We start from the raw sequence: 13,245 nt of genomic DNA on the forward strand, positions 1-13,245 counted from the left end.
TCCCCCTTCCGAACCCCCGCTGGGAACATAAGGAGAATCGACCAAGATTGCCGTCCTTCCCGGTGGCGGCGCGCTTTCCAGGTATGTTGATAGAGTTGGGGCCCGCGCATTGCCGCTCCAGCTTTAGAGGTGCCCCGGCGCATTGATCGACCTTAAGGCAAGCTGCTCTGATCGCTTATAAACACCTCTGATGCCAAGCTACAGCGTCACCATTATCAACGAACACTTCAGCCAGACGGGCGAGCAAGAAGCGCCTGATGATATTGGGGCATGGAAGGCCGCGATTGCGAGCGCCATTGATATTGGCAAGGATCAGGTTTCCCACGGCAGTCCGTTCTTCGGGGCCGAGGTGATCGTCGCGGAGGGTAACAGGCAGGTCGGCCGCTACCTTGTCTCCCTTGGTGCAAGCCCGCTGAAAGAATAGAGCCATTGGCGAGCCGCTGGCCGCGGCCGAGACAATCTGATAAAGTCCTGTATCGCTGACCTTTTTTAGGGCGTTGGCGGCTGAGAGTCTAACGTGCTCCCGCCCCAGGTGCAGGAGCCAGAATATGGCTCGATATTTCTTTCATATTCGTGATCACAGCAGCTCGATTCTCGACGAAGAAGGCCGTGAGCTCCCTGATCGGAAAGCAGCGGAGGCGAAAGCCCTGGAGGCTGCTCGCGATACGCTAAGCCACGACATCAAGAGTGGCTTCATCGACTTGCGTTACCGCATCGAGGTTGAAGACGACGATGGCATCGTCATTCACGTACTTCCGCTGGAGGACGCGTTCGTGGTCCGCAGATAGATGCGTGGGATACGCAGCAGGATCTGTGCGCGGGCTCGCGTGAGGCGCTCTATGCTGGTCCAGCGGAGATGAAGAGGGCATCAAGAGGCGAATCGAAGCGCGGCGAAACCTGATCGAGGTGCAGGTACAGCGGATTGAAGTCACCGACGCGCCGTAGCTTCTGCCAATTCGCAATCGAAATCGAGCGGCCACTATGCTCGATCAACCCATCTGTGGCGAGCGCCTTGATGGTGCGATTGACGTGAACACTCGTCAGGCCGGTTGCGTCGCCAAGTTGCTCCTGCGTCATCGGGAGCACGAACTTCTCGCTCGCGGAGATCAACCCCGCTCCGCGCATGCGGACTGCGATCTCGCACAGGATGTGCGCGATCCGCGCCCGCGCGTCCCTGCGCCCGACATTTAACACCCACTCGCGGAAGACGGATGCATCGATTAGCCCATCGACCCAAAACGCATTGGCCACCGCCGGACGCGTCAGGATCAGATCCTGCAGAACGTCGCGCTCGATGTCGGCGACTTCAACCTCGGTCAGCGCCTGCAGGCTGTGATCGGCGATGTTCAGCAACAGGTGCTGAAGATCGAGCAATTCGCCCGGAAGGTGGACGGAGACGATCTGGCGCGCGCCTTCAACGGTCAATTTGTGTCGAAATGCCATCCCGGAGATGAGGAGGCTGCACGAGCTTCTGGGCGGCTCACCTTCACGGATCAGGTATGTATTTGCGTTCAAGCGCCGGCGCACGTGTGGCAGTTCCGCGATAGCAGCACGATCAGCCTCAGACAGAGACGCCCGGTGCGACATGCGCTCAGCAAAGAACGAAAGATCAGCTGAGGCCGAGGACATGCGAGTTCTCCAAACGGCGGGAGCACAAGCATCTCTCAGTCGCCGGCGAGCCAGATACCGGAGCAGGCGATTTCACTCTTTAACATATCCGCAAACATGGCGCCTAACATATGAGACGTCGGTGCCGGCCGGGGGCGCCACCGGCATTATGGATGTGCAAGCTCATGCCGGAGCATGTCAGCTCCGCACTGAACGCCGTGAGCCGGCGGTTTGCCAAGCAATTGCATATAACTGCGTTAAGACAAAAAACGATCGCTCTTAATACAGATAAAGAACTGGCAGAGCGCTTCGCGGTAACTCTTCGGCAGGAGAGAGTCATGCCGCATAATGATCAGGAATATTACTATGCCCGCGCCGAGGCAGAGCTCAAGATGGCGGAGACAGCCCGTGATCCCGCTGCTGTTCGCGCCCATTACATTCTAGCCGGGCATTACCTCGATCGGGCTTATGGAGACCATGGCGAGCAAGGTGCTACGGCAGATCAGATCAGGGCGAGGATACCGATCCCTAATCCCCAGCAGTAGAGCGGGCGACTACGCGCCAATGGACGTTGGCGAAGGGCTCCTTTCGGGCGAATCACGCCGGAGGCAGCCTCCGCCACGGCTACACGGATCCGCCATTTAGCGGCGGTTAGTACCCGAAGATGTGGGGCTTCGTACCCAGTCAGTTGAGCGGCTCATAGCTGCTCCCATCATCCACCCACTAATGTGGACGCGGCAGTGCAGGCTGTGCCGAGAGGCCGCCTTCCGGCAGGCTCTAACGATCTGCGCGCCGTATCGTATCGCCTATATCCTGCTCGTCGCCAGGCGGCCGCGGGACGAAACAATCATGACCGCTCCGGCAGGTTTCGATGACCTCGATGACGATCTGCGTAGGCCCCGCGTCGGCCATCATGCCGCCGCGCTCCTCGTGATGATCGGCCGCAGCGCCAAGCGATGATCAAGCGGGGCCGGCACGAAGAAGGATGGAATATTCCGGTGCGAAGAACGCCCTGCCCACATGGCAGTGAAGGATATCGTCGCGCCCTTCGCCGGACATGGATGTTCTACGTAAATCCCGGTCAGCCACGGTTGGCGCCACGTTTGATCACCCGCGACTGCTTCCTGGGCGCAAGAAAAAGCGGGCGGATCCGTCTGGATCCACCCGCTTTCCTGATCTGATCAGAGATCAGATGCGTGTTTGTCAGGCGGCGTCGAAACGACGGCCAACCTCTTCCCAGTTCACCACGTCCCACCAAGCTTTCAGATAGCCGGGGCGGTCGTTCTTGTAGGTGAGGTAATAAGCGTGTTCCCACACGTCATTGCCCAAGATCGGCGTGCCCTTTTCCTTGGCATCGTCCATCAACGGATTGTCCTGGTTCGGCGTCGACGTCACCTTCAGTGCGCCCGACGAATCCTTGATCACCCAGGCCCAGCCCGAACCGAACTGACTCGCGCCCTTGCCGTTGAAATCTTCCTTCAGCTTGTCGAGGCCGCCATAGGCGTCGATCGCATCCTTCAGCGCGCCGGTGGGCTGGCCGCTCTTGGACGGGCTGGTCATGATCTTCCAGAAGAAGTCATGGTTCCAATAGCCGCCGCCGTTGTTGCGCACGAGCGGGGGCAATGACGAGATCATGCCGAGGATGTCCTCGATCGACTTGCCTTCCAGCTTCGGATCGGCGGCGACGCCCTCGTTCAGCTTGGCAGTATAGGCCGCATGATGCTTGTCGTGGTGATAGGTCATCGTCTCCTTGGAGATGACCGGCTCCAGCGCGTCATAGTCGTACGGCAGGGGCGGCAGTTCGAATGCCATGGAATTTCCTCCTTCTGGGGTTCGCGTTATCGAACGCGACGCTACCCAAATGGCTCCCGCCTGCTCGTTACGCAACCGCTCCGATCAGCGATCGTGCAATCGCGCGATACGGCGCGTCAGCCACCTGCACCGATCAGGTCATGCCGCCGCAGCGCATGGCGAAGCTGATCATAGGTCAGGCCCAGCGAATCCGCCGTCGCCCGCTGGTTGAACCGGTTATCCGCCAGCGCGCGTGACAGCAGTTCGCGCTCGAACAGTGCCACCCGGCTCTTGAAGTCGGACGGCCCGACATCGCAGGCCGCCACTTCGTCGCCCTCGTTCGCTCCCGCGCCCGGGCTGGGTCCCTGCCCTGCGCTCATTCCGCTTGGCGGCGCCGGCAACAGCATGGTCGCCGGCGCCCGGCTGGCCGGCTCGCTGCCCGCCGCGCCCGGGCGATAGGGCGACTCGAATGGATCGAATTCGATCGCCTCGATCGGCCCCTCCCGCGTCCAGCGGTACACGGCGCGCTCCACTACATTGCGCAGCTCGCGCACATTGCCCGGCCAGCGATAGTCGCGCAGCGCCTCCTGCGCCGGTGGCGAGAAACCGGGCCAGCGGTCCCATCCCAGTTCCGCCGCCATGCGACGGCCGAAATGATCCGCCAGCACGATGATGTCGCTCTTGCGCGCCCGCAGCGGGGGCAAGGTCACCACTTCGAACGACAGGCGATCGAGCAGGTCGGCGCGAAACTCGTTGCGCTCCACCTTGTCGGGCAAATGCTCATTGGTCGCCGCGACGATGCGAACATCGACCCGCATCGGGCGCGACGACCCGATGCGGGTGACCTCGCCATATTCCACCGCGCGCAGCAATCGCTCCTGCGCGCCCATCGACAAGGTGCCCAGTTCGTCTAGGAACAACGTACCGCCATGGGCTTCCTCGAAGCGGCCGACTCGCGCCTTGGTGGCGCCGGTGAAGGCGCCGGCCTCATGGCCGAACAGTTCCGCCTCGATCAGCGTCTCGGGAAGCGCCGCGCAATTCATCACGACCAGCGGCTGATCCCAGCGCGCGCTCAGCCGATGAAGCCGCTCCGCCACCAGCTCCTTGCCGGTGCCGCGTTCACCAATGACCAGAACCGGGCGGTCGAGCGTCGCGGCACGGCTTGCCCGCTCCAGCGCATCGAGAAACGCGCCCGACTGACCGATCACTTGTGACGCCCGTTCGACCATGTCGCTCCACCCTGCCCCGCCTAAGCCTTGGCGCATTTTCCCAATGCTTGGCAATATGTGTTTGAGCGTAATAAATCACATCCCGCTCAACCCGAGACACCGAGCGACACAGACTAACCGATTGGATTCGCTCAAGATGTCGCTGAGGCATCATTGCTCTCGGCGGCGGAAAAAGCGCTTTCGCGCGAATTGGCACGGCCCCTGCAATGCATTGGACAAGCCCGCAACGTCGGGTCTGACAAATCAGGTAGGGAGATACACCATGACCAATTTCGCATCGCTCGGCCGCACCTTCGCCGCCATCGCCTGCACCATCGTGTTCAGCACCACCATGGTGGTTGGCGCGGTCGGTCCGGCACAGGCAGGCTCCGGCGCCGGTTCGGGCATCCCCCTCGTTCGCGCCATCGCGTGAACGGTGCCGCCGGGGCGGGTCTTTCCCTCGCTTCGTCCCGGCGGCAAGCCTATAAAAGGGCATCACCAGGAGTTTCGTTGATGGGCATCTTTTCCCGTACCCGCGACATCGTCGCCGCCAATATGGCGGAACTGCTCGAGAAGGCAGAAGACCCCGCCAAGATGATCCGCATGATCATCCTGGAGATGGAGGAGACGCTGGTCGAGGTGCGTGCGTCGGCGGCACGGACGATCGCCGATATCAAGGAGATGCGTCGCCACATGGCCAAGCTTTCCGACATTGAGGCGAACTGGACCGAGAAGGCGGAGCTTGCCTTGTCGAAGGATCGTGAGGACCTCGCCAAGGCTGCACTGATGGAACGCCAGAAGGCGTCCGACATGATCGAACAGCTGCGCGCCGAAGTGGCCGTGCTGGACGATACGCTCCGCTCCTCGGAGGAGGACATCGCCAAGCTGCAGAACAAGCTGCGCGAGGCCCGTACCCGGCAGAACAGCATCGCCACCCGGCTGGAAAGCGCCAACAACCGCTCCCGCCTGCGCGAGATGTGGAACGGGCCACGCACGCACGATGCGTTCAGCCGGTTCGAGATGCTGGAGCGCAAGGTCGATGAAGCAGAGGGCCGCGCGGACGCGCTTGGCCTGGGCGCGCTGCCCAAGAGCCTGGACGAGGAAATCGCCGAACTGAAAGCCTCGGACAAGGTCGATGCCGAGCTCGCAGCGCTCAAGGCGCGCCTGAACAAGGATAATTGAGATGGAAGACGTGCTCGTACCCGTTTTCGTCGTCGGCATGCTCTTCATCGGGCTGCCGTGGCTGATCATGCATTATGTCACGAAGTGGAAGCAGGCGCCGGGCGCCATGACCACCGAGGACGAGGCGCTGCTCGATGAGCTGCACACGCTCGCCAAGCGGCTGGAGGATCGGGTGAATACGGTGGAGCGCATCGTCGCCGCCGACAATCCCGATTTCCGCCCTGGCATCGCCGATTACCGCTCTGAACCCGACTACCGGCTCGAAGACCGGAACCTGCGGAGGAACTGATGGCCGACAACAGCCGCACCAAATTCTACCTCAACCGGCAGGATCGCAAGTGGAAGGGCGTTTGCGCCGGGATCGCCGACTATACCGGGATCGAGGTGCTGTGGGTTCGGATCGGGATGATCCTGCTCACCCTCGCCGGTGGCTTCCCCTGGACGCTCATTGCCTATCTGCTGATCGGCTGGATGGCGGAGGATCGCCCGGCGAACCTCTACGGCTCGCCCGAGGATGCCAAGTTCTGGCAGGGCGTGCGCTCGAACCCGAAGCGCACGACGGCAGAGGTCCGCTCGAAGTTCCGCGAACTGGATCGTCGTCTGGCCGACATCGAGACGCATTACACCAGCCGCAACACGCAGCTCGCCGAAGAGATCGAGCGCCTGCGCTGATCATCGCGCCAATCGAAAGGGAGAGACCATGACCGCCGCCGAAAAGATTCAGCTCTTCTCCGCCCTGGCGCCCGTGATCGCCACGGTCGGTGTCGCGGCCATGCTGGGCTGGGTCGCGACGACCTGGATGCGCATCCGCAACGGCTATCCGCTCGACGGCCAATGGGGTCAGGCACTCTACCCTAAGCGCGACGATGAAACGATCGAGCGGGTCAAGCTGCTGACGCAGGAAAACGGCCAGCTTCGCGCCGAACTCGGCTCGATGAAGGATCGTCTGCAGAACGTAGAACGGATCGTCACCGACAGCGGCCACATGGTCGCACAGGAAATCGAGCAGCTGCGCGACCGCGCGAACTGAGGAGCATCACGCCATGCAATCTTGGGTTTTCCTCACCTTTTTCATGATCGTTGTCGGCCTGCCCGTCATCCTGGGTGTCGGCAGCAGCATGTTCCAGCGCTGGCTGAAGCATAAGGAACGCATGGCTGAGGCGCTCACCGCGCAAACGGCGGAAAAGGCGGCGCAATATGCCGCTCATACGGAGCGGCTGGAACAGCGGGTTCGCGTGCTGGAGCGGATCGTCACCGACAAGGGCATCATGCTGTCCGACCAGATCGAACAGCTGCGCAATCTGCCGCCCCTCGCCGACCGGCCGAACTGACAAGATACAAGAGGAGTAGCGCGATGCCCTGGTCAATCGTCTTCATGGTGATCGCGATCGTTCTGATCACGACGTTCGCCCGGCTCCAGAAGGAGAAGTACCGCGCGATCGGGCGCAGCGGCGGCGACGATCACGCCTTGCCCGCCGAGGCGATCGCCAGCCGCGAGGAAATCCGCCAGCTTCGGGAGCGGATCGCGGTTCTGGAACGCGTCATCACCGACAATCACGGCAGCACCGATCTGAGCCGTCAGATCGAAGAGCTGCGCGACCGCTGAGTTCGAGGAGGAGCAACGTCATGCCTGACCCCGGCTTCTATCTGATCATGGCCACCGCAGCGCTCGCGGGCCTCGCGATGCTGGTCTCGGCCGGCCTTGCCGGCTGGCGCGGATGGCTTCGGCTGAAGGAGCAGCAATTGCGCCAGGAGGCCGATGCCCGCGCGCCGCAGGCGGCCACCAGCGCCCGGATCGAGATCGCCGACCTGCGCGAACGGATCCGCAAGCTGGAGGCGATCGCCGCCGGGGTGGACCTTTGATCCACCCCCGCGCGTCGGCACGCGCCTGATCCGGCCGGTTGCCGCTGATCGGCCAAGCAGCTAGTCACCGCGCGATGTCAGATGCCGCACCCGAGCTAGCCGACCTTCGCGACGAATATGAATTCCTCGACGCCGATGATCGCTACCGTCTGCTGATCGATCTCGGCCGCGCGCTGGAGCCGATGCCCGACGCGCTGAAGACCGATGCGACGCTGGTGCGCGGATGTTCGGCGGCCGTCTGGGTCTATCCTACCCGCAACGATGATGGCACGCTTCACTTCCTCGCCGACAGCAACGCCGCGATTACCAAGGGGATCATCGCGCTGGTGCTGAAGACGGTGCAGGATGCGTCGCCGCAGGCGATCGCCGCGGCCGACATCGAAGGCGCGCTGGCCCCGTTCGATCTGCGCAACCAGCTCAGCTCGAACCGGACGCAGGGTATTCCCAACATGATCGCGCTGATCCGCGACACCGCGGCGCGCTACCTCTAGCATCGCGCCCAACGGCAGACCGCCGCCCTCCGCCGAAACGAAGGGCGGCGCGCCGGGTCAGGCCGCTTCGGCCTTGTAGCTCGGATAATCGATATAGCCCTCGGGGCCCTTCGAATACCACGTCTTGGGGTTGTCCTGCGTCAGCGGCAGGCCCTCGCGCAGCCGGTCGACCAGGTCCGGGTTGCCGATGAACGCGCGGCCGAACGCGATCGCATCGGCCAGCCCGGAGTCCAGATCGGCCTGCGCCTTCTCCAGCGTGTAATCCTGGTTGAGCACGAGCGGCCGGGTGAAGACCTTGCGGATCTGCGGGCTCAGCTTGGGAACCGCTGACGCGCCAAAGGTGCCGTCCGCCGATTGTTCGCGCAGCTCGAGGAAGGCGATGCCCAGTTCATCGAGCACTTTGGCCGCCGGGATGAAGACGGCTTCCGGGTTGCTGTCGTCGACGCCCTGAGTCTCGCCATTGGGCGACAGGCGGATCGAGGTGCGCTCGGCGCCCGCGACCGCGATCACCGCCTGCACCGCTTCCTTCATGAGACGGATGCGGTTTTCCGGTGAGCCGCCGTAATCGTCATCACGCAAATTGGTGTTGTCGCGCAGGAACTGGTCGATCAGATAGCCATTGGCGCCGTGCAGCTGCACGCCGTCGAAGCCGGCCTCCAGCGCGTTGCGTGCGGCCTGGGCATATTGCTCGATCGCTTCCTTGATCTCGTCCAGCGTCGCGGCGCGTGCTTCGCCATAGGGGTTCTTGTCCGGGATCGGATACGGCGCGCGCGTGGCGGAGGCCGACAGCGGCTGCAGCTTGTTCACGTCCGGACGCGCCAGACGTCCCTGGTGCCACAATTGCGCGACGATCTTGCCGCCTTCCTTGTGCACCGCCTCGGTGATCGGCTTCCACGCCTCGACCTGCGCGTCGTTCCAGATGCCCGGTGCATTGGGCCAGCCCAGTCCCTGGCGGCTGATTCCGGTCGCCTCGGAAATGATCACACCCGCGCCGGCGCGCTGGCGATAATATTCGATCATCATCTCCGTCGGCACGTGGTCGGCGTCGGCGCGGGTGCGCGTCAGCGGCGCCATCAGCACGCGATTGGCGGCGCGGATCGCCCCCAATTCGATCGGGTCAAACAGGCTCGGCATTCAATCTCCCCTTCGGTTTCACTTTGCTACGGGACTCGCCCGATCTAGGTGATTAGGGGGCAGCATGCACGAGGGTCAGGCCACAAGAAAAGCTGTATCGCGCGAAAGCGGCAGCGCCGTCGCCTTTGCCGCGCTGCTCGCCGGCAACATGGCGCTGGCGTTCGGTCCGTGGTTCGTCCGGCTGACCGATGTCGGCCCGGTGGCTGCCGCCTTCTGGCGCATCAGCCTGGCAACACCGGTGCTTCTCGCGCTCGCGATGATGACGGGGGGCAGGATCGTGTCCAGCGCCCGCGGCCTCGGCTGGATCCTGCTCGGCTCGGGCGTGCTGTTCGCCGGCGATCTCGCCAGCTGGCACATCGGCATCCACCACACCAAGCTCGCCAATGCGACACTGTTCGGCAACGCGGCGACCTTTGTCTTCCCGCTCTATGGTTTTCTGGTCGCGCGCACCTGGCCCACGCGGATGCAGGGCGTCGCGCTCGGGCTCGCGGCGATCGGTGCCGCGCTGTTGATGGGGCGCTCCTATCAGCTCGCGCCGCAGAACCTGATCGGCGACCTCCTCTGCCTGCTCGCTGGCATCCTGTACGCCGGCTATTTCATCCTTATGGCGCGCGCCCGGCAAACGATGGCGCCGCTGCCCGCGCTCGGCCTTTCCTCCGCCGCGGCGATGCTGCCGCTGCTCTTCGCCGCCCTGGCGCTGGGCGAACGGATCATGCCGTCCAACTGGACACCGCTGATCTCGCTCGCGCTGCTCAGCCAGGTGATCGGCCAGGGGCTGATGATCTACGCGCTCGGCCGGCTCAGCCCGCTGGTCATCGGGCTCGCGCTGCTGACCCAGCCGATCATCGCCGCGATCGTCGGCTGGCTCTATTATGGCGAGACGCTTGGCATTGCCGATCTCGTGGGTGCGATCCTGGTCGCGATCGCGCTGGTGCTGGTGCGCATCGCTCCGGCGCGCCCGACACCGGCCGCCCCCGCTGCCAGCGCCTGAGCACCGCCAACCGCGCGTCAAGAACGCAAGAGAATGGTACCGCGCGGCCGATTGCGGCGTATAAGCATCCTATGACTGATCCCGCGACTGATCCCGCAGACCTCACCCTCGACGAGATCCGCCTGCGTCTTGCCCCCGCGATCGCCGAAAACGCGGCCTTTGACGGCTGGTCGGATGCCGCACGCGACTATGCTGCCGACGGCGAGAACATCGATCGCGATGTCGCCGCCCTCGCCTTTGAGGGCGGCCCGGTGGCGATGATCGACGCCTGGTTCGAAACGGTCGATCTGGACATGATGGCCGCGCTTCCGCCCGAAACGCTCGCCGCGATGAAGATCCGCCAGCGCATCACCGCGTTGGTTGAGGCGCGCCTCGCGGCCACCGCCCCCCACCGTGAGGCACTGCGCCGTGCGATCGCGATCCTCGCCATGCCGCAGAACCTCGCGACGGCGAGCCGGCTCGGCTGGCGTTCGGTCGACACCATGTGGCGCGCCGCCGGCGACACGGCGACCGACTATAATCATTATACGAAGCGGGCGATGCTGCTGGCCGTCTATGGCGCCACCATCACTGTCTTCCTCGATGATGACAGCGAGGATCAGGCCGACACCCGCGCCTTCCTCGGCCGCCGGATCGACGGCATCATGCGCTTCGAAAAGGCGAAGGCAGGCATCGTTCGCCGCGCCAGCCACCGCCCCAGCCTCAGCCGCTTCGTCGGGCGCCTGCGCTACCCGGTCGTCTGACGATCCGGCGGCGCGGCCCCGCGGCTTCAGGCCGCTGAGGCCGCAAGCGCGCCGCGTCCTTGCCGCTATCGGAATTGATAATCGTTCGCATCTCCGATACAGCGGCGGCGTGCTTGCTTCCTCCCCTCTCCCGCTCGAATCACTCCCCGTTCGACGTCCCGCGACGGTGACCGCCATCGCCTGGGATCGGCTCGCCACCCCGGAGGCGCGCCGCCTGCGCGAATTCGGCTTCGAGGAAGGCGTCCATGTGGAGGTGCTGCATCGCGCCACGCTGTTCCGTGGCCCCGTCGCCTGCCGGATCGGTCGGATGACGGTCGCCCTGCGCCGCAATGTCGCGGCGGCGATCACGGTCACGGTCGACTGACATGAGCCATCTTCCGCTGATCGCACTCGTCGGCAATCCCAACGCCGGCAAATCCGCCCTGTTCAATGCGCTGACCGGCGCCCGGCAAAAGGTCGGCAATTATCCCGGCGTCACCGTGGAACGTCACTCGGGCCGCCTTGCGCTCGACGATGGGCGCCCGGTCGAATTGGTCGACTTGCCCGGCACCTACAGCCTCGATCCATCCTCGCCCGACGAACAGGTCACGCGCGATGTTCTGTTCGGCAAGCAGTCCGGTGAGCGGCGCCCCGATGCGCTGATCGTCGTAGTCGATGCCGCGAACCTCGATCTTCACCTTCGCTTTGCGCTTCAGCTGATCGCGCTCGGCCTTCCCGTCGTGATCGCGCTCAACATGGTCGATCTCGCCGAACGTGACGGCCTCACCCTGTCGGCCGAGGCGCTGTCGCAGGAATTGGGCGTGCCCGTCATCCCGACGGTGGCCGTTCGGAAGCGCGGGCTCGACACGCTGCGCGCGGCGTTGACCGACGTGGTGGACGGCGCCGCCGCCGGCCGCGCCTTGCCGCGCCCGGATCTCACCGCCGATCAGCCGATCGCCACCTTCCAGCGCCGCGCGCGCGAACTCTCGCGCCTCGCCACGCTCAGCGAGACGCCCACCCGCCGCTGGAACCACGCGCTGGATTCGGTAGCGCTCCACCCGGTCTTCGGCCCGATCGTGCTGCTCGCGCTCATGTTCATCATGTTCCAGGCCGTGTTCAGCTGGTCGGAAGCACCGATCGGCTGGATCGAGGACGGCATGGCCTGGCTTGATGGCGTGGTGCGCGCCGGCGTGCCGGCGGGGCTGTTCCAGTCGCTGCTGACCGATGGCCTCATCGCCGGTGTCGGCGCGGTGATCGTCTTCCTGCCGCAGATCCTGATCCTGTTCGCCTTCATCCTCGTGCTGGAGGCGTCGGGCTATATGGTCCGTGCTGCCTTCCTCATGGACCGCCTAATGGCCGGCGTGGGCCTGTCGGGACGCGCCTTCATCCCCTTGCTGTCCAGCTTCGCCTGCGCGGTGCCCGGCATCATGGCCACCCGCACGATCAGCGATGAAAAGGACCGGCTGACCACCATCCTCATTGCGCCGTTGATGACCTGTTCGGCGCGCCTTCCGGTGTACACCATCATCATCGGCGCCTTCATTCCCAACAGTCAGGTTCTGCCCGGCGTCGGGCTTCAGGGGCTGGTGCTGCTGGGCCTCTATCTCGCCGGCATCCTCGGCGCGTTCGTTGCCGCGCTCGTCCTTCGCCGTACGGTGACGAGCGGTGAGTCCTCGGGCTTCATGATGGAAATGCCGAAATATCAGATGCCACGGCTCAGCGACATCGCGCTCGGGCTGTGGAGCCGCGCGATGCTCTTCCTGAAGCGCGCGGGCACGATCATCGCGGCGACCACCGTCATCCTGTGGCTGCTGCTCAGCTTCCCCAAGGCGCCGGAGGGGCAGAGCCAGGTCGACTATTCGATCGCCGGCCGGATCGCCTCGGGCATCGAGGTGGTCGTCAAGCCGATCGGCTTCAATCACGAGATCGCACTGGCGCTGATCCCCGCCATGGCCGCGCGTGAGGTTGCCGTGGCCGCGATCGGCACCGTCTATGCCGTCGACGATCCGGAGGATGCGGCGGGCGAACGGACGATCGTCGAGAATCTCCAGCGACGCTGGTCGCTGCCCACCGCGCTCGCCTTCCTGATGTGGTTCGTCTTCGCGCCGCAGTGCGTGTCAACGATCGCGATCACCCGGCGCGAGACAAATGGGTGGAAGTGGCCGCTCTTCATGGTTGGCTATCTGTTCGCCGCCGCTTACATCATGGCCGGTATCACATATTGGCTCGCGGTCGCCGCGGGTCTTTGAGGAAGT

At 64.2% G+C, this 13,245-nt stretch carries 20 protein-coding genes; 16 read left to right on the forward strand and 4 right to left on the reverse strand.

The features are described from left to right. The first annotated feature begins 190 nt into the window (after nucleotides 1-190). Both K0S66_RS12765 and K0S66_RS12770 read left to right on the forward strand, forming a co-directional pair. Complete coding sequence (locus K0S66_RS12765) at nucleotides 191-424, forward strand: hypothetical protein (protein WP_301075826.1); 234 nt, start codon at nucleotides 191-193, stop codon at nucleotides 422-424. A gap of 124 nt (nucleotides 425-548) precedes the next feature. Further along, on the forward strand, nucleotides 549-788 hold the full coding sequence (locus K0S66_RS12770) for a hypothetical protein (protein ID WP_301075827.1): 240 nt from the start codon (nucleotides 549-551) through the stop codon (nucleotides 786-788). 49 nt (nucleotides 789-837) lie between these two features. Here the strand turns inward: K0S66_RS12770 and K0S66_RS12775 are convergent, their stop codons facing one another. Next, nucleotides 838-1,629, reverse strand: coding sequence for a Crp/Fnr family transcriptional regulator (locus K0S66_RS12775; protein ID WP_366520834.1), 792 nt, complete (start codon nucleotides 1,627-1,629; stop codon nucleotides 838-840). Between the two features lie 152 nt (nucleotides 1,630-1,781). On the opposite strand from K0S66_RS12775, the gene K0S66_RS12780 reads away from it, so the two are divergent. Continuing rightward, a complete protein-coding gene (locus K0S66_RS12780) occupies nucleotides 1,782-2,153 on the forward strand; it encodes a hypothetical protein (protein ID WP_301075828.1) in 372 nt (123 codons plus the stop codon). A 658-nt stretch (nucleotides 2,154-2,811) separates the two neighbouring features. Here K0S66_RS12780 and K0S66_RS12785 read toward each other — a convergent pair. Both K0S66_RS12785 and pspF read right to left on the reverse strand, forming a co-directional pair. Beyond that, on the reverse strand, nucleotides 2,812-3,420 hold the full coding sequence (locus K0S66_RS12785) for a superoxide dismutase (RefSeq protein WP_301075829.1): 609 nt from the start codon (nucleotides 3,418-3,420) through the stop codon (nucleotides 2,812-2,814). A gap of 116 nt (nucleotides 3,421-3,536) precedes the next feature. Beyond that, nucleotides 3,537-4,664, reverse strand: a complete 1,128-nt coding sequence (gene pspF / locus K0S66_RS12790) for a phage shock protein operon transcriptional activator (RefSeq protein WP_301075830.1) — start codon at nucleotides 4,662-4,664, stop codon at nucleotides 3,537-3,539. Nucleotides 4,665-4,890: 226 nt separating this feature from the next. Here pspF and K0S66_RS12795 point away from each other — a divergent pair, with 226 nt between their 5' ends. From K0S66_RS12795 to K0S66_RS12835, 9 genes are all read left to right on the forward strand, one after another. Then, nucleotides 4,891-5,040 (forward strand): hypothetical protein, encoded by a 150-nt coding sequence (locus K0S66_RS12795; RefSeq protein WP_301075831.1) that lies wholly within the window; start codon nucleotides 4,891-4,893, stop codon nucleotides 5,038-5,040. Between the two features lie 80 nt (nucleotides 5,041-5,120). Then, nucleotides 5,121-5,789 (forward strand): phage shock protein PspA, encoded by a 669-nt coding sequence (gene pspA, locus K0S66_RS12800; RefSeq protein WP_301075832.1) that lies wholly within the window; start codon nucleotides 5,121-5,123, stop codon nucleotides 5,787-5,789. A 1-nt stretch (nucleotide 5,790) separates the two neighbouring features. Beyond that, nucleotides 5,791-6,078, forward strand: coding sequence for an envelope stress response membrane protein PspB (gene pspB, locus K0S66_RS12805; RefSeq protein ID WP_301075833.1), 288 nt, complete (start codon nucleotides 5,791-5,793; stop codon nucleotides 6,076-6,078). Next, nucleotides 6,078-6,461: an envelope stress response membrane protein PspC gene (pspC, locus tag K0S66_RS12810; protein WP_301075835.1), complete on the forward strand. Its 384-nt coding sequence runs from the start codon at nucleotides 6,078-6,080 to the stop codon at nucleotides 6,459-6,461. The genes pspB and pspC overlap by 1 nt, the downstream gene beginning before the upstream one ends. A gap of 28 nt (nucleotides 6,462-6,489) precedes the next feature. Beyond that, on the forward strand, nucleotides 6,490-6,819 hold the full coding sequence (locus K0S66_RS12815; protein ID WP_301075836.1) for a hypothetical protein: 330 nt from the start codon (nucleotides 6,490-6,492) through the stop codon (nucleotides 6,817-6,819). A 13-nt stretch (nucleotides 6,820-6,832) separates the two neighbouring features. Further along, a complete protein-coding gene (locus K0S66_RS12820) occupies nucleotides 6,833-7,120 on the forward strand; it encodes a hypothetical protein (protein WP_301075837.1) in 288 nt (95 codons plus the stop codon). A 23-nt stretch (nucleotides 7,121-7,143) separates the two neighbouring features. After that, complete coding sequence (locus tag K0S66_RS12825; RefSeq protein WP_301075838.1) at nucleotides 7,144-7,395, forward strand: hypothetical protein; 252 nt, start codon at nucleotides 7,144-7,146, stop codon at nucleotides 7,393-7,395. A 20-nt stretch (nucleotides 7,396-7,415) separates the two neighbouring features. Next, complete coding sequence (locus K0S66_RS12830) at nucleotides 7,416-7,652, forward strand: hypothetical protein (protein ID WP_301075839.1); 237 nt, start codon at nucleotides 7,416-7,418, stop codon at nucleotides 7,650-7,652. Nucleotides 7,653-7,726: 74 nt separating this feature from the next. Next, a complete protein-coding gene (locus tag K0S66_RS12835; protein ID WP_301075840.1) occupies nucleotides 7,727-8,143 on the forward strand; it encodes a SufE family protein in 417 nt (138 codons plus the stop codon). Between the two features lie 57 nt (nucleotides 8,144-8,200). Here the strand turns inward: K0S66_RS12835 and K0S66_RS12840 are convergent, their stop codons facing one another. Further along, on the reverse strand, nucleotides 8,201-9,277 hold the full coding sequence (locus K0S66_RS12840) for an alkene reductase (RefSeq protein WP_301075841.1): 1,077 nt from the start codon (nucleotides 9,275-9,277) through the stop codon (nucleotides 8,201-8,203). A gap of 64 nt (nucleotides 9,278-9,341) precedes the next feature. Between K0S66_RS12840 and K0S66_RS12845 the strand changes: the two genes are divergently transcribed. From K0S66_RS12845 to K0S66_RS12860, 4 genes are all read left to right on the forward strand, one after another. Then, on the forward strand, nucleotides 9,342-10,268 hold the full coding sequence (locus tag K0S66_RS12845) for a DMT family transporter (protein ID WP_301075842.1): 927 nt from the start codon (nucleotides 9,342-9,344) through the stop codon (nucleotides 10,266-10,268). A 71-nt stretch (nucleotides 10,269-10,339) separates the two neighbouring features. Then, a complete protein-coding gene (locus K0S66_RS12850; protein ID WP_301075843.1) occupies nucleotides 10,340-11,011 on the forward strand; it encodes a COQ9 family protein in 672 nt (223 codons plus the stop codon). Nucleotides 11,012-11,120: 109 nt separating this feature from the next. Further along, the gene (locus tag K0S66_RS12855) at nucleotides 11,121-11,375 is read left to right on the forward strand and encodes a FeoA family protein (protein WP_301075845.1); all 255 of its coding nucleotides are present in this window, start codon (nucleotides 11,121-11,123) and stop codon (nucleotides 11,373-11,375) included. A 1-nt stretch (nucleotide 11,376) separates the two neighbouring features. Further along, nucleotides 11,377-13,239: a ferrous iron transporter B gene (locus K0S66_RS12860; RefSeq protein ID WP_301075846.1), complete on the forward strand. Its 1,863-nt coding sequence runs from the start codon at nucleotides 11,377-11,379 to the stop codon at nucleotides 13,237-13,239. The last annotated feature ends 6 nt before the right edge of the window (nucleotides 13,240-13,245 follow it).

It is taken from the genome of Sphingomonas sp., from assembly GCF_029239295.1.
In the GTDB taxonomy this organism is placed as follows: Bacteria; Pseudomonadota; Alphaproteobacteria; order Sphingomonadales; family Sphingomonadaceae; genus Sphingomonas.